Source organism: Synechococcus sp. UW179A, from assembly GCF_900473965.1.
Classification (GTDB): Bacteria; Cyanobacteriota; Cyanobacteriia; order PCC-6307; family Cyanobiaceae; genus Synechococcus_C.
Genome location: NZ_UCNJ01000027.1, coordinates 19,449 through 34,757, shown reverse-complemented (window position 1 = coordinate 34,757; position 15,309 = coordinate 19,449). Strand labels below are relative to the sequence as shown.

Annotated in this window: 21 protein-coding genes; 5 read left to right on the top strand and 16 right to left on the bottom strand. The window is 57.6% G+C overall.

Translation table 11 applies throughout. The features are described from left to right. Positions 1 to 99 precede the first annotated feature (99 nt). Both DXY31_RS13535 and DXY31_RS13530 read left to right on the top strand, forming a co-directional pair. Positions 100 to 1,035 carry a YihY/virulence factor BrkB family protein gene (locus DXY31_RS13535; RefSeq protein WP_114994268.1) on the top strand — a complete coding sequence of 312 codons (936 nt, stop codon included), beginning with the start codon at positions 100 to 102 and terminating at the stop codon, positions 1,033 to 1,035. 49 nt (positions 1,036 to 1,084) lie between these two features. Next, entirely contained in the window at positions 1,085 to 1,435 is a 351-nt protein-coding gene (locus DXY31_RS13530) for a hypothetical protein (protein ID WP_114994278.1), read from the top strand. Positions 1,436 to 1,459: 24 nt separating this feature from the next. Here DXY31_RS13530 and DXY31_RS13525 read toward each other — a convergent pair whose 3' ends face one another. From DXY31_RS13525 to DXY31_RS13495, 9 genes are all read right to left on the bottom strand, one after another. Continuing rightward, positions 1,460 to 1,828 carry a DUF2834 domain-containing protein gene (locus tag DXY31_RS13525; protein ID WP_114994277.1) on the bottom strand — a complete coding sequence of 123 codons (369 nt, stop codon included), beginning with the start codon at positions 1,826 to 1,828 and terminating at the stop codon, positions 1,460 to 1,462. Next, positions 1,821 to 2,102, bottom strand: a complete 282-nt coding sequence (gene xseB / locus DXY31_RS13520; protein WP_114994267.1) for an exodeoxyribonuclease VII small subunit — start codon at positions 2,100 to 2,102, stop codon at positions 1,821 to 1,823. The genes DXY31_RS13525 and xseB overlap by 8 nt, the downstream gene beginning before the upstream one ends. Before the next feature lie 53 nt (positions 2,103 to 2,155). Then, positions 2,156 to 3,307 carry an exodeoxyribonuclease VII large subunit gene (xseA, locus tag DXY31_RS13515; RefSeq protein WP_114994266.1) on the bottom strand — a complete coding sequence of 384 codons (1,152 nt, stop codon included), beginning with the start codon at positions 3,305 to 3,307 and terminating at the stop codon, positions 2,156 to 2,158. Beyond that, on the bottom strand, positions 3,297 to 3,473 hold the full coding sequence (locus tag DXY31_RS17095) for a hypothetical protein (protein WP_170953712.1): 177 nt from the start codon (positions 3,471 to 3,473) through the stop codon (positions 3,297 to 3,299). Before DXY31_RS17095 ends, xseA begins: the two co-directional genes overlap by 11 nt. A gap of 115 nt (positions 3,474 to 3,588) precedes the next feature. Continuing rightward, positions 3,589 to 3,732 (bottom strand): chlorophyll a/b-binding protein, encoded by a 144-nt coding sequence (locus DXY31_RS13510; protein ID WP_066911871.1) that lies wholly within the window; start codon positions 3,730 to 3,732, stop codon positions 3,589 to 3,591. 69 nt (positions 3,733 to 3,801) lie between these two features. Continuing rightward, the gene (hrpB, locus tag DXY31_RS13505; RefSeq protein ID WP_114994265.1) at positions 3,802 to 6,339 is read right to left on the bottom strand and encodes an ATP-dependent helicase HrpB; all 2,538 of its coding nucleotides are present in this window, start codon (positions 6,337 to 6,339) and stop codon (positions 3,802 to 3,804) included. Positions 6,340 to 6,354: 15 nt separating this feature from the next. Beyond that, positions 6,355 to 6,531 carry a hypothetical protein gene (locus DXY31_RS17090; RefSeq protein ID WP_170953711.1) on the bottom strand — a complete coding sequence of 59 codons (177 nt, stop codon included), beginning with the start codon at positions 6,529 to 6,531 and terminating at the stop codon, positions 6,355 to 6,357. 54 nt (positions 6,532 to 6,585) lie between these two features. Further along, positions 6,586 to 6,969 (bottom strand): hypothetical protein, encoded by a 384-nt coding sequence (locus DXY31_RS13500; RefSeq protein WP_114994264.1) that lies wholly within the window; start codon positions 6,967 to 6,969, stop codon positions 6,586 to 6,588. A 56-nt stretch (positions 6,970 to 7,025) separates the two neighbouring features. Then, on the bottom strand, positions 7,026 to 7,289 hold the full coding sequence (locus tag DXY31_RS13495; RefSeq protein ID WP_114994276.1) for a DUF2973 domain-containing protein: 264 nt from the start codon (positions 7,287 to 7,289) through the stop codon (positions 7,026 to 7,028). 190 nt (positions 7,290 to 7,479) lie between these two features. Here DXY31_RS13495 and DXY31_RS13490 point away from each other — a divergent pair, with 190 nt between their 5' ends. After that, complete coding sequence (locus tag DXY31_RS13490) at positions 7,480 to 8,661, top strand: trypsin-like peptidase domain-containing protein (RefSeq protein ID WP_114994275.1); 1,182 nt, start codon at positions 7,480 to 7,482, stop codon at positions 8,659 to 8,661. Between the two features lie 6 nt (positions 8,662 to 8,667). Here the strand turns inward: DXY31_RS13490 and DXY31_RS13485 are convergent, their stop codons facing one another. Continuing rightward, complete coding sequence (locus DXY31_RS13485; protein WP_114994263.1) at positions 8,668 to 8,859, bottom strand: hypothetical protein; 192 nt, start codon at positions 8,857 to 8,859, stop codon at positions 8,668 to 8,670. 115 nt (positions 8,860 to 8,974) lie between these two features. Next, a complete protein-coding gene (locus DXY31_RS13480; RefSeq protein WP_114994262.1) occupies positions 8,975 to 10,699 on the bottom strand; it encodes an ABC-F family ATP-binding cassette domain-containing protein in 1,725 nt (574 codons plus the stop codon). A 77-nt stretch (positions 10,700 to 10,776) separates the two neighbouring features. Between DXY31_RS13480 and DXY31_RS13475 the strand changes: the two genes are divergently transcribed. Then, entirely contained in the window at positions 10,777 to 10,947 is a 171-nt protein-coding gene (locus DXY31_RS13475; protein WP_206749820.1) for a hypothetical protein, read from the top strand. On the opposite strand, the gene DXY31_RS13470 is transcribed toward DXY31_RS13475, so the two are convergent. Together DXY31_RS13470 and DXY31_RS13465 are read right to left on the bottom strand one after the other, a co-directional pair. After that, positions 10,925 to 11,152: a hypothetical protein gene (locus DXY31_RS13470; RefSeq protein ID WP_114994260.1), complete on the bottom strand. Its 228-nt coding sequence runs from the start codon at positions 11,150 to 11,152 to the stop codon at positions 10,925 to 10,927. The genes DXY31_RS13475 and DXY31_RS13470 overlap by 23 nt on opposite strands. 64 nt (positions 11,153 to 11,216) lie before the next feature. Further along, positions 11,217 to 11,531, bottom strand: coding sequence for a hypothetical protein (locus DXY31_RS13465; protein ID WP_114994274.1), 315 nt, complete (start codon positions 11,529 to 11,531; stop codon positions 11,217 to 11,219). Between the two features lie 138 nt (positions 11,532 to 11,669). Between DXY31_RS13465 and DXY31_RS13460 the strand changes: the two genes are divergently transcribed. Further along, positions 11,670 to 11,981: a hypothetical protein gene (locus DXY31_RS13460; RefSeq protein ID WP_114994259.1), complete on the top strand. Its 312-nt coding sequence runs from the start codon at positions 11,670 to 11,672 to the stop codon at positions 11,979 to 11,981. Between the two features lie 31 nt (positions 11,982 to 12,012). On the opposite strand, the gene DXY31_RS13455 is transcribed toward DXY31_RS13460, so the two are convergent. From DXY31_RS13455 to DXY31_RS13445, 3 genes are read right to left on the bottom strand one after another with little or no spacing between them, the layout of a single operon-like run. Further along, on the bottom strand, positions 12,013 to 13,167 hold the full coding sequence (locus DXY31_RS13455; protein ID WP_114994258.1) for an anhydro-N-acetylmuramic acid kinase: 1,155 nt from the start codon (positions 13,165 to 13,167) through the stop codon (positions 12,013 to 12,015). An 8-nt stretch (positions 13,168 to 13,175) separates the two neighbouring features. Then, on the bottom strand, positions 13,176 to 13,880 hold the full coding sequence (locus DXY31_RS13450; RefSeq protein WP_114994257.1) for a TrkA family potassium uptake protein: 705 nt from the start codon (positions 13,878 to 13,880) through the stop codon (positions 13,176 to 13,178). A gap of 24 nt (positions 13,881 to 13,904) precedes the next feature. Next, positions 13,905 to 15,308, bottom strand: coding sequence for a TrkH family potassium uptake protein (locus DXY31_RS13445; RefSeq protein ID WP_114994256.1), 1,404 nt, complete (start codon positions 15,306 to 15,308; stop codon positions 13,905 to 13,907). Position 15,309: the final 1 nt, after the last annotated feature.

The following is a 15,309-nucleotide window of genomic DNA, read 5'->3' as shown; positions in this document are numbered from 1 at the left end:
TTTCTATCACGCTAGTGATACGAAGAAAGCCACCCCGGAGAGGGTGGCTTTTTTTGTGCCTCGACGCGCTAGTTTGGAGCCATAACTTTGACAGAATACATGGCGAAGATGCTGTCGATTCGTCAGATTTGCCGCTCTCTGTGGAGGGCTTATCTGCGTTGGGCATCTTCTGATTGTGTTGATCTCAGTGCAGCTTTTGCTTATTACACTCTCCAGTCAATATTCCCGATTCTGCTGATTTCATTGTCTTTGACGTCCTGGCTGCTTGGACGGCAGCCAAACCTGGATGATCAGATTCTGATCTACGCAAGTGGTGTGCTGCCACCGCCTGCGATTGAGATTATTCGCCAGACTCTTCAAAAGCTTGTTTCACAAGGATTTGGAGCTGGTCTTCTCGGTGCAGCCGTTCTGCTGGTGACTGCTGGGAATGTTTATTTGACATTGCAGCGTGGAGCGGACCGTTTATGGCGTGATGTTCTGCAGCCATTGCCTGATGCTTTGCCGTTTGGGGCTCAGGCTTATCGTTTTGTGCGGGTGAGAATAGAAGCTTTTTTCGTTGTGATTCTCATAGGCCTTCTGATCGTTGTCGATCAAATCAGTGCCAATCTGCGAATGGTGCCGGCGGCTTTTGTTGATGAATTAACACGCTCTTTCCCATGGCTGACTGATATTTTTCCTGATTTGCCGGTGATTCAGTTTGGTCGGTTGCTGATTCCTTTTATGGGTTTTTCAGGAATGGCTTTGTTGCTGCAATTCCTTCTTCCTAGTCGAAAAGTCCCTTTTTTACCGCTGATTCCTGGCTCTTTGCTGATCGGTTTTTTGCTGACAATCCTCAATCTTGCTGTCAGCCGAAGTATTTTTTCGCTGGGAGCGCGATTTCAGGCTTATGGAGTTATTGGTGGAGTTCTCGTGTTGACATTATGGATCTGGATGGTTGGTGTTGTGATTTATTTCGGACAGTGTTGGAGTGTGGAGTTAGCCAACATGCGTATTAAGAAGGGCGGTGATCCGTTCTTTCAAGCTGTCCAAGACTGACGTGGATCAACGATCATAGAAATCCATCAGTCACTTGGTCTGGGTTGAAATGGGTCGACTGCCTCCTCTGGTTTGGCTTGTGGCCCTGCTGCTATTGCTGCCGACGCCAGTTGGCAGGGCATTGATCGATGTGCTCGGCGGAGTTGCCCTGGTCCTGCTTGCGCTTCCTGTGATTCTTGGTGGTTTGGGTTGGATTGGCTGGAAGGTGCTGCAAAGCCGAATGCAGGTTTGTCCCAACTGCGGTTCAGCCTCCTTGCAAGCAACCCCAGTCTGTGCTGTCTGTGGGTCTGCATTCTCAACAGTCGATCCAGCTGAGGCTTCCAGATCGCAGGCTGAAAATGATTCCACTCCTGCTAGTTCCGTCACGATTGATGTCACGGCGGAAGATGTTGATAGCTGAGGTGCGCCTGGATTGGCTGGTCCATTAATTGTTTTGATCGACAACTGGATTCTCTTTTTCCAGCTCAAGTAGACGACGTTCACGCAAATGCAGAAAAAATGGTCCTCCGCAGGCAAACGACACGGTGACGCACAGCACTAAGGAGATCCACCAGCCTCTGATCTGCAAACGGCGCCCTTCAATGGTGATCCAGATGGTGAACGCAGTGGCGCCGATGATCAGATCGCGGCTGAGGGATCGTGATGCTGCAGTCAGATTGGCGTCCCTGATGAAGCCACTGAGATCAAACCCTGTTCCCGATCCTGCCTGAATGAATTCCAGATTGGCTTGCCAAGGCAGGACTGCACCCAGTAAGGCCAGTAACAGATAGCTCCAGATCAGAACGTTACGCATCGTTCCGCTGCTCATAGGTTTGGGTGGTCAATGTCTCAGGATCAAGTTGAAGAACACTCTGTTCTGTTTCACTAAGAAGTTGTTCACATCGACTCAGATAAATCTCCGCCCGTTGATGACTGCTCTGAAGCTCGGACAACGGTAGGGATTCATCCTGAAGCTTGGCTAAGAGAAGGTCGAGTGCCTGGAGGGCCTCCTCGTAGTTCAGTGCTTCAGCATCCTTGCGCCAAGTCGCCTGTGGATCGTTCTTGACTGTTTGGGATTTCTTCGGCATCGACAGATAGGGGAGTGGAGTCCCAAGCAGAGGTTTTTCTCTGGAATGAGGTGTTAATCCAAGTTTGTCTGAACGGATTGGACCGTGACACCGATCTGTCCGTCGCGAACATGGATCACCAGATCGTCATTGGGATTGGCTTGATTCACCGACTCCAGCATCGTTCCGTCTCGTTGCATCACCTTGGCGAAACCCCGGGTCAACCAGCGATCTGGTGAGAGGGCCTTGAGCAGCTGCTGCCGTTGACGCAACTGCTGGCGGCTGCGCTGCAGCACGGTGAGCGGTTGAACACTTTGAAGCATCTGATGCCTTTGCTGGAGCCGCTCTTTTTCTCTCTTAAAACGCCATTGATGTTGTTGCATCAACTGCAAACGTTGCTGCTGGATTGTCTGCAGGGCTGAGACTCGACTTGGACAAAGGGTGACGATCGCTGCGGTGGGCGTGGCAGCACGATGATCAGCCACCAGGTCGGCGACGGTGAGATCGTCCTCGTGCCCCAGCCCTGTCACGACAGGACAGCAGAACGCTGCAATGGCACGACAGACCTGCTCATCGTCGAAAACCATCAGATCCTCCCGACTGCCTCCTCCCCTGGCCAGCACCAGAGCATCTAGCTTCAAGTAGGGATAGGCCTGGTTGAGTTGCTCTAAGACTGCGCAGATCTGTGGAGAAACGGCGCCCTGAACAGGGATTGGAACAACCAGCAGCTCTGCCAGAGGCCATCGCTCGCTGGCCGTCTTCAGCATGTCCGCCAAGGCCGAACTAGGCACGCTCGTCAACAGAGCAATTCGCTTGGGGATTAACGGCAGGCGTTTTCGTGCTGCTGGATCAATCAACCCTTCTGTTGTCAGTAGCGCTTTGACTGCTTCAAAGCGCCGCTCAACCGTGGAGAGACTCGGGCGGATGTCGATGGCCTGTACGGCGAGGCTGGCCCGGGCTGCCCAGAAATTCAGTTTCCCCACCACCGTGATGCCATCCCCGTCTGCAGGCACGTAACCGAGCTGGTTTAAACGCGATGCCCAGCAGACCACCGTGATGGTTGCCTCCCCATCGGTGAGGTTCATCCAGAGATGCCCTTTTTTGACCTGGGGGCGGGACGCAATTCCCTGGACCAGAAAACGGGGGGCGAAACCACGTTCGAGCAGTGAGCCAACCGCGCTGTTGAGCTCCTTGACGGAGTAACTGGGGATGGCGTTAGCGATCAAGGCGGCGATAGGCGAAACCCCAGTAGATGCAAACAGCACCAGCGATCACGCTGAGGATTCGTCCCCATTGATGGTCCAGCTGGGTCAGCCCTATCGACAGAAACACCAGGGCACTGCTCAGTAACCTGGCACCATCGCGGCGGTTGCCTGCGAAGAAACGGGGCAAGGGCAGAGGTCAACTCTGCATACTCTCTCGCAACGACTGCAGGCATTGAAAAACCCCATCGGCAAGGCCAATGGGGTTTGTGAGTCCTAATGGCTCTGAGTGCGGTCTGTCGCGATCAACCGAGGCCGATCTGGGACAGGATGCCTTGGCCTGTGAGCAGCTCTGTACCCAGGCCGATGACGAAGCCCATCATGGCCAGGCGGCCATTCCAGGTTTCAGCGAAGTTGACGAAGCCGAAGCGGGATGCGTTGTCAGACATGGGTCGTGATCCGTGACTTCAACCAATGTAACAAACAATGGAGTTTTGTTGCCTGTCGTGAATGCGACATTACGACCACTTCTTCGACTTGCTAGAGGGAGCCGCTGTCATCGGCGACTCCGGCCATGGGTGTTTCGGGTAGCGACCGCGCATTTCACGGCGAACGTCCTTGTAGCTCCCGGTCCAGAAGCCTGCAAGATCCTTGGTGCGCTGCAAAGGCCGGCCGGCTGGTGAGAGCAGTTCAAGGGTCACCGGTAGGGCTCCGTTGAGAAGGATTGGTCCCTGGCTGCAGCCGAACATCTCCTGCAGCTTGATCGATAGCACTGCCTCGTCATCCCCATAAGTCATTCTGGCTGCTCTGCCGCTGGGAATCATTAGCCGCTCGGGAAGCAGTGTTTCAAGCTCCCGTCGCTGTGCCCAGCTGATCTCACTCCACAATGCTTCGATCAGGTCGCCGCTGTCTAGGTCCTGCCAGCTGCTGCAGTGCAGGCTGGCCTCTCCGATCCAGAGCTCAGGAGCATTTTGCAGTTTCTGGAGAGTGCGATTCGGCCATGGGCTCCCCAAGTAGCTGTGGGCAATCTGAAGGCGCCGACGCAGCTGTTCGCAGGATTCGTTCCAGGGGAGAAGTGCGAGGCCATGGTCGCGGAGGCGCTGCAGCAACGCATGGCTCACGAGATCGGCTGATGGGCGTGGCAGTTGCTGTCGCTGCAATTCGATCGCACCAAGGCTCAGGACTCGCTCAGCGCGTATTCCCTGTTGTTTGTCATTCCAGACAACGTTTTCACGCCAATCCCCCTGCTCTGAGGCCATATCTTCGAGAAAGTGCCGACTGATGGGAACCGCCAGGCGAATGCGTGCGTCACGCTCCTTGAGGTCAAGCCTGGCGATGGCCAGAGCCTCGGCGCTGCTTAGGGGGTCTGACATCAGTACTACTGCGCCGCGACCCTGGCGCAGTAGGAATGCCCCTGGTCGTCCAGGTCGTGCCAGGGCGAGCCACTCGGGGAATGCAGTGGCGATCAGCCGCGCGATAGAGAGATCCTCAGGCTCGTTGAGGGCCAACCGCACCGTTGATGGCTTGAGTAACTGGAGCTGTCTTTGCCATTGCCTGCTCTGCTGGCGCATGCCTCCGAGACCGTCATGACGATTGAACCGCGATGTGTCTCTCAGGCGCTGAAGGCGATGGCCGATGTCACACCCGACATCACGGCTGCCGGGTAGATCCCGATCACTCAGCAGCGCCGCCAGATCGCAGGCCAGTGCCTCCAGTCCCCAACGCTTCGCCTGGATCAACATCAGCCCCAACCTTGGGTGCATGCCGAACGCTGCCACTTGTTGCCCAAAGGTTGTGATCTGCCCCTGATCCGTGAGCAGTTTCAGCTGCTTCAGCTGTTGCTGCCCCTCTTGAAATAGTGGTTTGGGTGGAGGTTCCAGCCAGTCGAGGTCTTCACCCAGGCCAGCACCCCACTGCGCCAGGGCAAGCACGGTGGGTTGTGGATCTGCCCGTTGCAGTTCCGGAGGGTCTTGCGCTGGTCGGCGTTGCTCGTCAGATGCTGACCAAAGCCGCACGCAGCGGCCTGGTCCTTGCCGACCCGCTCGTCCCCGCCTCTGATCTGCGCTGGCAATGCTGGCTGGCACCGTCACCAACCTTTCCATGCCGGTGCCTGGATCAAAACGCGTGTGGCGATTGAGTCCTGCATCCACCACGAGACGGATGCCATCCAGGGTGAGAGAGCTTTCTGCGATGGATGTCGCCAGGACGATGCGTCCATACCAGCGCCTGTCGCAGGACCTGAGTGTTTCGGTCTGCAGTTTGAGGGAGAGCTGGCCATGCAGCGTTAGCACCTGCCAGTTCTGCAGACGCGGCACTCCCATGAGCCTCTGTCGGCATCGTTCAATCTCACGCACACCGGGGAGAAAGACGAGGACCCCAGGGGAGGCATCACCAGTGTGGCGTCTGTGTTCGATCTCGATCAATTCCTCCTCGAGGACTCGCAGCACATGCGTTTCGAGGAGCTCTTTGTTGCGAGGTTGGCAGTGGCGGGTCTCCACCGGGAAGGCTCTTCCCTGACTGGTGAGCGTTTCAGCAGAATCGAACTGGGCACTCAGCTCCTCTAGCTGCAGGGTTGCTGACATCAGCAGCAGCTTCAGATCAGGCCTCAGCAAGCGTCTTGCTTCCCGCAGAAGTGCCAAGGCAACGTCACTGTCGCGGCGTCGCTCGTGGAATTCATCGAAGATCACAATCTCCACCCCAGGCAGGTCGGGCTGTGACTGAAGACGCCGCAGGAATAGCCCGTCAGTGATGGCTTCGATGGTCGTGGCGTCTGAGCGTCTCTGCTCGTTGCGCACGGAGTACCCCACGCGCTCGCCAACCTGTTCGCCGATAGACTCAGCCAATCGAGTTGCAGCCGCTTTGGCAGCCAGCCGTCTCGGCTCAATCAGCAGGATGCGGCCCTCTGCTCGCGGCGCGTTGACCAGTTCCCCCATTAATGCCAGAGGAACCCGAGTGGTCTTGCCTGCACCCGGTGGTGCCTGAAGGATCAGGATTCCTGAGCTGTGCAGTCGGAAGCAGAGCTCAGTCAGAAGATCATCAATGGGAAATAAACCCAAGGGCGACGATCGAGATCAGGTGATGAAGTTGAGAATCCCCAGCAGCAAAATGCTGGTTAATGCTCCCATTGCAGTGAGCAGTTTGATGAGCGGTGCACTGCGGTGATTCAGCGTGGCCATGAAGAAATCCTTAAAGGCCTGACGGAAGTTTTTTAGCTCCTTGTGGGCCGGCTTGGCTGTATCCGTTGGCACGGCGTTACACGCAGCAAGATGGCGAACAAGGTCCGGCGCTGCTGTCTGAGGGGGTCAACGCACGTGGCGAGCTCCATCTACCGGGTGGTACTCCTCTCCGGTGAGTTCTTCGTAGACAATCGCTGGCAGTCCAGTTTCGAACATCGTCTGGAGGGCTTCTTTCAGGTAAGGGTTCCAGCCACCGGTACTCACCTGGCCATGCCTGACTGTCCAGTCCCAGGTGCCCTGAAGATCCCTGGGAATACGCCCTTCTCGGTCGCGCCTGGCGACCAAGTCGAGTGATTCAACCAGCCCCACCTGGATTGGATCTTTGCCGTAGGCGGGAGTCAGGCTGAGTTCCAGACGAACGGGATCCTCCTTGAGCAGACGCAGGCGAAAGCGGGGAGGCAGTTTCACGGACTTGATCACCGCGGCAACAATCCGTGTTCTTTGATCCACCAGGAGGTTCCCCCTACGAGTCCGAGTCGTGCTGCCACGAAGCTTTCCTTCCTAACTTATTCATTAGGGCGCACGCCAGGTTCACCAGTCTCGTCCTCACCACTGAATCGAACGGTGAGCAGGTCCTCCTCGGTCAATCGGCCATCACCATCCAGGAGTTCAGGGTGAATGGTCACCTTGCCGGTTCGGTCAGCAGGAGTGTTAGTCGCGCCTGGAGAACGCACTGCTGCGCTGAACCCGCGTCCCATCACCCGGAAGGCTTGCCAAAGCAGGGCCAGGAAGACCAGTCCGTAAATCAGGGGGAAAAGACTGCTGATCATGGGATGACGGCGGTTGTCGAGCTGGGACACACCCTCTCTTGACTCCATCATCGCTACTCCTTGCCCAGTTGTGCTCGTTCAGGGCGCACTGTTGGTTGCATCTGGTCATGGAATCAATGGTGATCCCCCCTATCCGCGGTGGATTGCCCTGATTAAGGTCTGTTTCTCGAAATTCGTCGTCGCCCTCTCCATGGCTGTGGCACCGTTCATTTCTGTTAAGGAGCCTGCTCCGGTTACGCGTGTTGGCCGCCGGGTCCTGCCGCTGATGATGGGGCTGTCGCTTGTAGCTCCAATGGGTCTTGTCTTGCCACAGAGGAGTGTTGTGGCGGCAGCTCAGGTCTCAGCTTCAGCTGGTCTGTCGGCTCAGTCCTTTGTGGCAGCGGCCGTGGCCAAAAGCGGCCCTGCGGTGGTCACACTGGAAACGCAGCGAACCGTTCGGACAGCTGGTGGATCGGGCTTACCTGATGGACTGCTGATGGATCCGTTCTTTCAGCGCTTCTTTGGTTTGCGGGGCTCCGCTGCTCCGAGGGCTCGCGTGGAACGTGGTCAGGGCAGTGGTGTGATCTTCGATGACCAGGGACTGGTGCTGACTAACGCCCATGTTGTTGAGAACACAGATCGGGTGATGGTGGGATTGCCTGATGGAAGAAGAGTTTCCGGCCAGGTGGTCGGCCAGGATTCGGTGACCGACCTCGCTGTCGTGAAGCTCCAGGGAGATGAACTCTGGCCGACCGCTCCTCTCGGGGATTCGGATCAACTGCGAGTTGGTGACTGGGCCATTGCTGTTGGCAATCCTTTCGGGCTTGAGAACACCGTCACCCTGGGAATCGTGAGCAACCTCAATAGGAACGTCTCCCAGCTCGGTATCCAGGGCAAGCGTCTGGATCTGATTCAGACCGATGCGGCCATCAACCCAGGGAACTCCGGTGGTCCTTTGCTCAATTCTGCCGGCGAGGTGGTGGGGATCAACACATTGGTGCGCTCGGGCCCCGGCGCCGGCCTCGGATTTGCCATCCCGATCAATAGGGCAAGAACGATCGCCTCGCAGCTGGTGAACCAGGGACGAGCCAGTCACCCCATGGTTGGGATTGGTCTCTCGACGATTCCTGCATCAAAGCCTGGTGGGACCGTGCCCCCCGGCGCAGTTGTCCGCTCGGTGATGCCTGGTGGTCCGGGAGCTCTGGCCGGCCTTCAGGTCAACGATGTCATCGTGTCAGTGGCTGGCCAGCCAGTGCGTAATCCAGCTGAGGTCGTAACAGCCATTGATCGCAGCGGTGTTGGTCAGCCTCTGGTTCTCAGCGTGCAGCGCCAGGGAAGGCAACTGCCAGTGACGGTGAGGCCCGTTGAAATGAGCGCTCTGAAGATGCCCTGATCTGGGTCAGGCGTCATCTGCATCCTTCAGTTGCTCAACGCAGCGTGTGATGCATTCACCATCATCCAGAGAGCATGTGGTTATGCACTCGAAATAGGTTTCAACGGCATCCCATGTCTGCTCATGTTCGCCTGTTGGATTGGCGCTGTTCAAGTTGACGTTATGGATACCGGCGGACTGAGCTTCATGGTTTCTCATCGAGTGCCGGGATCGGTAATGTCAGCCTATGCACACGTTCCGAGCGGGTAAAGGGAAATAAGTCTTCCTGCCTAACTGTTCGTGAAGTTTCGTCTTGCACGCCACCGCATTGGTCTCAAGCCGCACTTCTCCGTTTCGCGTCCCGTTCTTTCTGTTTCTCGCGTTTGGCCTTTCTCTTCGCATCCTGTTGCGCCTGGCGGAGTGCGGCTTCGGCGGCCTCCTTCTCTTCGGCTTTCTTTTCGACGTAATAGGAGTAGTCGCCTCGGTAAAGCACCAGTTCTCCATCCCGTAGCTCAACGATGCGATTGGCAACACGGGAGATGAAATACCGGTCGTGAGAAACAAGCAGTGCCGCTCCCTCGTAGGCGCAAAGAGCGTCTTCCAGCATTTGCTTGGCTGGGATGTCGAGATGGTTGGTGGGCTCATCCAACACCAGAAGATTGCAGGGGGTGAGCAGCATCAGGGCCAATGCAAGACGTGCCTTCTCGCCGCCGCTGAGCTTGCCGACCTCTTTGAAGACGGTGTCGTTGCTGAAGCAAAAGCTGCCCAGCAGTGAGCGCACCTGGGTCTGCGTCCAGTCCGGTACCGCTTCAAACATGGTGTCGACCACTGTTTTGCCCAGGTCCAGAGCCTCTGCCTGGTTTTGTTCGAAATAACGCGCGATCACGTTGTGTTCACCGAGCCGAGCCGAGCCCTCGTCCGGTAACTCCATTCCCATGATCAGTCGCAGAAGCGTGGACTTTCCGGCTCCGTTCGGCCCGACAAAAGCTATGCGATCACCCCGCTCCACCTCCAGTTCCGCTCCTAGGAAAAGGATTTGGTCGCCGTAGCTATGGGTGAGATTCTCCATCACAGCCACCTGGGCACCGGAGCGGGGTGCTTCAGGAAACCGGAAACTCGGTCCGGCAACGGTTTCGACCGGAGCGTTAACCAGTTCCACCTTGTCGAGCTGTTTTTCCCTGCTCTTGGCCTGGGTGCTTCGCGTGGCACTAGCCCTGAACCGATCGATGTAGGCCTGCTGGGTGGCGATCTCCTTCTGCTGACGGTCGAAGGCCGCCTGCGTCGCCTCCTGCTCCAGTTTCTTCTGCTCTAGATGCGCTGTGTAATTACCGAGATAACTTCTGGAGATCCCCCGTTCGGTAGCGACGATCTGGTTGCAGACGCGATCAAGAAAGGTTCGATCGTGACTGATCACCACGAGGGCTGCTGTCTGCTCCTGCAGGTAGCTTTCGAGCCATTGGATGGTTTCCACATCCAGGTGATTCGTCGGCTCATCAAGCAGCAGTAGATCTGGGTCCTGAAGAAGAATTTTGCCCAGGGCGATACGCATCTGCCATCCACCCGAATAATCTCCGACCAGGCACTCAGCACTTTCCGGCGTGAAGCCGATCGTGGGTAGCAGCTTGTCGATCCGGGCATCCAGTTCGTAGCCATGCAGGGCTTCGAATCGGTTTTGGAGCTGTCCCAACTCCTGGATCAGCTCATCGAGATGGTGGGGATCTTCAGCTGCTTGGTCAGAACCCATCGCGTCCTCCACTTCGCGCTGACGGTTCAGCACCGTGGCGGCTTCTCCAAAAGCCTGGAAGAGCTCTTGCCGTACCGAGCGGTTGGTGTCCACATCAAATTCCTGTTGCAGGAATGCGATTCGTGGTTCCCCCTGGCGAACGACCGTGCCGCTGCTCGGCTCTTCATGGCCAGCGATCAAGCGCATCTGAGTCGATTTGCCTGCTCCGTTGACACCGACCAGGCCAATGCGATCGCCAGGTTTGATCTCCCAGGTCACGTCCCGGAGCACTTCCCCTGTGGGATAGATCTTGCTGACGTGCTCAAGTCGCAGCACCGGCGAAGACGCGGAGAACCCCCATCATCTCGTGTCGGGGTGTGGGCAGACTGTGCCCACAGAGAGAAGCTGTGTTGATGCGAAGGCTAGAGCAAGTCGCCGCTCTTGTGGTGGCAGCAGGGCTGGCTCTGGTGAGTTACTGGTTGTTCTTCAGCTGGGCTGGTGGAGGTGGTAGCAGGGACCGTCTGCCTTTGCCGGCTTCACCTAGCCAATCCAGCCGCATGCTCAAAGACCGCCCCTCGCTTTGACCAGCCACTGTTTGCTGAGCTCGTCATCCAGGCCGTTGATGAAACCCTTGACCTCGTCATGTGTCACTGGGAGGTTCATCTGTTTCCCCACCTGACAGATGGCCTGAATAGCTCCTTCAGGATTCTGAAGAGCTTGTCTGAACAGGGCGCGTGTGAGGTCTCGATCCTGTTCGATCTTGGCGTAGAGCTCTGCCGCATTGCTCATGGCGCACCACCATCTTGCTAAACCCTATCTGTGACCGCCCTTTTGCGCCCATCGTCGCTCTCTCTTAAGCGGCCTGGTCGAGCTCAGCTTCTTTGAGGCCCGATGCGGAGGCATCTTCCATGCTGCGTGCATCCATGCAGAGAACCTTGCGCAGTTGTGCATAGTTGGCCGCCTGGGACATCCTGCCTTCCTGCACAGCTCCGTATTCAGCTCGCTGCAGCACATGGTGTAAGTGCGTGAGCAGATAAGAGCTGATCACAGCCGACACAAGTACATCACTGTTATCAGCGGCACGGCGAGATCGACGTGAACTGGCAGCCCTTCGGTTGCGCGGGGCTGACTGGCGAGTGTTGGGGGCCTGGCTGGTAGTACGTGGCATGGCAGTCCTGGCGGAATCGTTGATGAGCAGTCCTGGGGTGATGAGCCGCGTGTCAGGGAGTGAACTGACGTCATCATAGTGCTGGATACTACCCTTGCGCATCTCTGTACACTTTTAGGTATCTCTGCCTCACGGTTCGTGGCGACCCGCCAAACCTCATCCAGCGGGAAGCCGAAATCGCCGCGGATTCAGGTGGTTTTGCCAGAAGAACTCTGTCACCGGCTGACAGCTCTTGCTGAACAGGAGTGCCGTACCGTCAGCAACATGGCCAAAGTGTTGATTCAGCAAGGGGTTCAGCGTCTGGAACAGGCCGGTTCCGACGTGGTGTCAGCTCCCACAGTGGTGTCAGCTCCCACATCCACGGAGCGATTGCGTTCAGCTCTCGAGGCCCAGCAGCCTCGACGCCTCCGGGGAGCCCCAAGACGGTTGCGGCTACATCGTCCTAGCTGATCTGAGTGACCTGCGGATCGGTTGACAGGGTTTAGGGCGGTTCGGCGCGAACCCCCAGAACACAGCTATGTTCTGCCCCAGTGATGGCGGGTGCATTGCCGGGATGTTTGCGGTGATGCCACCAGGCCAGTAGCGCGAACACCAGGGCCTCGCGCGCCTCGCAGGGAAGATTCAGTTCGTCGCTGGGGCGCACTCTGAGGCCATGGCAACGCGACTGCAATTCCCGCATCAGCGTTTTGTTGCGGCGGCCTCCTCCGGCTACCACCATTTCGGTCGGCAGCGGAAGGCCGAGATCGCCTAGCTGCTGCAGATCCTGAGCCACCACTGCAGCTGTGAAGGCTGTGAGTGTGGCCATCTGGTCCTCAGGGCGGGCTGGTTGCAGCTCCCTGAGCCTCCGTTCCAGATCCTTGCGACCGAACAACTCACGTCCTGTCGACTTTGGTGCTCTCTTCAGGAAATAGGGCTCACTGAGCCAGCTCGTTAGCGGCTCATCCATCACCTGCCCAAGCGCAGCCATGCCTCCATCCTTGTCACAGCGCTCCTGCCCATTGCTGAATACGGCCATTGCCAGGTCGATCAAGCTGTTGGCTGGACCGCAGTCCCAGCCGAGCACGGGGCGTTTCTTGTCTGGACCCTGTGACGGGGGAATCAAGGTGATGTTGGCGATGCCTCCGAGGTTCAGCAGTGCGCGCCAGCCTTCAATCCTGCCCATTAGCGCAGCATCGGCCATGGGCACTAGGGGTGCGCCCTGCCCCCCCAGAGCGAGGTCAGCAGCACGGAAATCGTGAATCACAGGTCGCTGCAGCATGTGTGCGAGCAGAGGGCCCTGAAGCATTTGCCAGCTGCTCCCACGTCGGCGCTTGCCTCTCGTATCGTTTTCAGGTGGGCGGTGCCAGATCGTTTGACCATGGCAGCCAATCAGGCTGGCTGAACGCTCGGGATCGCATGCTTCAGCCGCCTTGGCCTGTTGTTCAGTGATCGCTTCAGCCAGTTCCAGAATGGCCGCTGCAGGTGCAGCTTCTCCCTGGGCCATGGCCAACATTCGCTTGCGCAGATCTGAGGGATAGGGGCAGGAAGCACTGTGAATCAGGTTCCAGCTTGGTCTGCTCGATTGCCCACTGAACTGAGCCAGAACGGCATCCACTCCATCGGCGCTGGTGCCGCTCATCAGCCCGAGAACGCGCATGATTCCGGTCAGGTACGGGGGAGGTTCTGAAGGTCATCTGTCAAACCCATCACCACCAGAACGTGGCCTTCCATCAGAAGGTGTGATGCGGGTGGATTGACCATCAGGTCTGCAGCAGGACCAGCTGCCAACACATTGACGCGATAGTTTTTACGCAAATTGAGATCACGCAGCGAGAGCCCAACAAAGCGTTCCGGCACCTTGATCTCTTCGATCGAGTTGAGCTCGTCCAGCTCCAATCGCTCCATCAAATTGGGGCGTACCAGTTCAAGACCCAGACGCTCGCCCTGCATTCGAGAGGGAAACACCACTCGGTCGGCACCGACGCGCTTGAGCATTTTTTCGTGCAGATCGCTGGTGGCACGCGCAATCACACGGCGCACTCGAGTTCCTTCGCTGTCTTTGGCGATCAGGGTGGCTGTGATGCTCGCTTCGATCGGTTCGCTGATCGCCACGACCACGGTGTCCATGTCGAGGATGCCTGCTTCGCGGAGAGATTCCTCGTCGGTGCAGTCCAGGACCCTTGCTTCGATGGAAGGCTCCAGCTGCCTGAGTTCTTCGATCGCCCTCGAGGAACGATCCACGGCGAGCACGTCAGCGCCACTTTGCATCAACTGGCGGCACACAGCACTGCCGAAGCGTCCGACGCCCACGATTCCGAAGCTGCGGGGGTCGCTGTCTTCAGCAGGCGACCAGTGCCACCAGTCCCTCATGGCGTCAGACCTAACGAGTTGGGTTCAGACATAGAGATCCTCACGGGGATAACCGATCCGATTCTGGCGCTGCAGTTGGTTTCGGTCGAAGCTCTCCCAGATCGCACTCAGCAGCAGCAAGATCCCCAGTCGGCCCACAAACATTCCCACGACCAAGATCAGCTGTCCAAAGCGCCCCAGTTGTTCGGTGACGCCCAGATCCATCCCCACCGTGGCAAAGGCCGAGATGCAGGTGAAAAGCAGTTCCAGGAAGGTGAGTGGCTCCTCGCCGTTCTGATTGGTGGTGAGGGCGAGAAGCAGTGCCATCACAAGTACAAACATCAGCGACGCCATGGTGATGCTCACGGCCCTCAGCACCACTTTGTCGGGAATCTGACGATGACGGATCACGACATCATCCTGACCGCGAAGTGTGGATCTGGTGGCGGCCATCAGGGCTGCCACCGTGGTTGTTTTGATTCCCCCTCCAGTCCCCCCGGGGCTGGCGCCGATGAACATCAAGGCCATCAGCAGTAACAGGCCTGAGTCGGAAACACTGTGCTCTGAGAGGGGAACAGTGGTGAAGCCCGCTGTTCTTGCACTCACTGACTCGAACAGGGCGCTCATCAGCCGTTCAGGCCAGCCCATCGTCGTGAGGATATGCCCCTTGGACAGGGATTCGGTCAGCAGCAGTCCGAAGGTGCCGATCAGGATCAGCAAAATTGATGTTCTCAGCACCAGTCGTGTGTGGAGACTGAGATTGCGGCGCTTGAGTCGTTGTCGATTGCTCCAGAGATCACTGGTGACACGCCAGCCCAGTCCTCCCAGAACGATCAGCAGCATGATCACCGCGTTGACCACCCGATTTGTCCGGTAGCCCTCGAGGCTGTCATTCCAGAGGCCGAATCCCGCATTGTTGTAGGCCGAGATGCTGTGAAACAAAGATGCCCACAGCCTTTCTCCGCCCGCAGGAAGATCTGAAAAGCCGTAGCTGTAGAGAACAAAAGCCCCAATCATGATCAGCACTGCTGCGGTGAGGGCGATGCTTCTGAACGTGCCGCCGACTCCACCCACACCGAATTGATCAAGGGCCTGGCCACGGTCCAGGCGACGCTTCAGGGAAGCGCCCCGTACCACGAACCCTTGCAGGAAGGTGGTGATAGCCATCAGGCCGAGGCCTCCCACCAGGATCATGAACGCCAGAACGCCCTGACCGACGACCGTGAGATCCTTGCCCACATCGATCACAGTCAGGCCTGTCACGGTGACTGCGGAGGTCGCAGTGAACAGTGCTTCCCAGAGTCCGACACTCGTGTTGGAACAGAGTGGGCTCGACAACAGCAGCGTTCCAATGGTGATGACCAGCAATCCCGTTACGACGGTGAACTGGGGCACGGTGAGGCGCCGGTACCACGCCTGAGTGCGGTGAATAGCCCTGGGGAGTGCCATG

Coding starts and splice junctions, on each gene's coding strand:
- DXY31_RS13535 (WP_114994268.1), top strand. CDS start 100: ATGGCGAAGATGCTGTCGATTCGTCAGATTTGCCGCTCTCTGTGGAGG.
- DXY31_RS13530 (WP_114994278.1), top strand. CDS start 1,085: ATGGGTCGACTGCCTCCTCTGGTTTGGCTTGTGGCCCTGCTGCTATTG.
- DXY31_RS13525 (WP_114994277.1), bottom strand. CDS start 1,828: ATGCGTAACGTTCTGATCTGGAGCTATCTGTTACTGGCCTTACTGGGT.
- xseB (WP_114994267.1), bottom strand. CDS start 2,102: ATGCCGAAGAAATCCCAAACAGTCAAGAACGATCCACAGGCGACTTGG.
- DXY31_RS13510 (WP_066911871.1), bottom strand. CDS start 3,732: ATGTCTGACAACGCATCCCGCTTCGGCTTCGTCAACTTCGCTGAAACC.
- DXY31_RS13495 (WP_114994276.1), bottom strand. CDS start 7,289: ATGATCAGCAGTCTTTTCCCCCTGATTTACGGACTGGTCTTCCTGGCC.
- DXY31_RS13490 (WP_114994275.1), top strand. CDS start 7,480: ATGGCTGTGGCACCGTTCATTTCTGTTAAGGAGCCTGCTCCGGTTACG.
- DXY31_RS13485 (WP_114994263.1), bottom strand. CDS start 8,859: ATGAGAAACCATGAAGCTCAGTCCGCCGGTATCCATAACGTCAACTTG.
- DXY31_RS13475 (WP_206749820.1), top strand. CDS start 10,777: ATGCGAAGGCTAGAGCAAGTCGCCGCTCTTGTGGTGGCAGCAGGGCTG.
- DXY31_RS13470 (WP_114994260.1), bottom strand. CDS start 11,152: ATGAGCAATGCGGCAGAGCTCTACGCCAAGATCGAACAGGATCGAGAC.
- DXY31_RS13465 (WP_114994274.1), bottom strand. CDS start 11,531: ATGCCACGTACTACCAGCCAGGCCCCCAACACTCGCCAGTCAGCCCCG.
- DXY31_RS13455 (WP_114994258.1), bottom strand. CDS start 13,167: ATGCGCGTTCTCGGGCTGATGAGCGGCACCAGCGCCGATGGAGTGGAT.
- DXY31_RS13450 (WP_114994257.1), bottom strand. CDS start 13,880: ATGAGGGACTGGTGGCACTGGTCGCCTGCTGAAGACAGCGACCCCCGC.
- DXY31_RS13445 (WP_114994256.1), bottom strand. CDS start 15,308: ATGGCACTCCCCAGGGCTATTCACCGCACTCAGGCGTGGTACCGGCGC.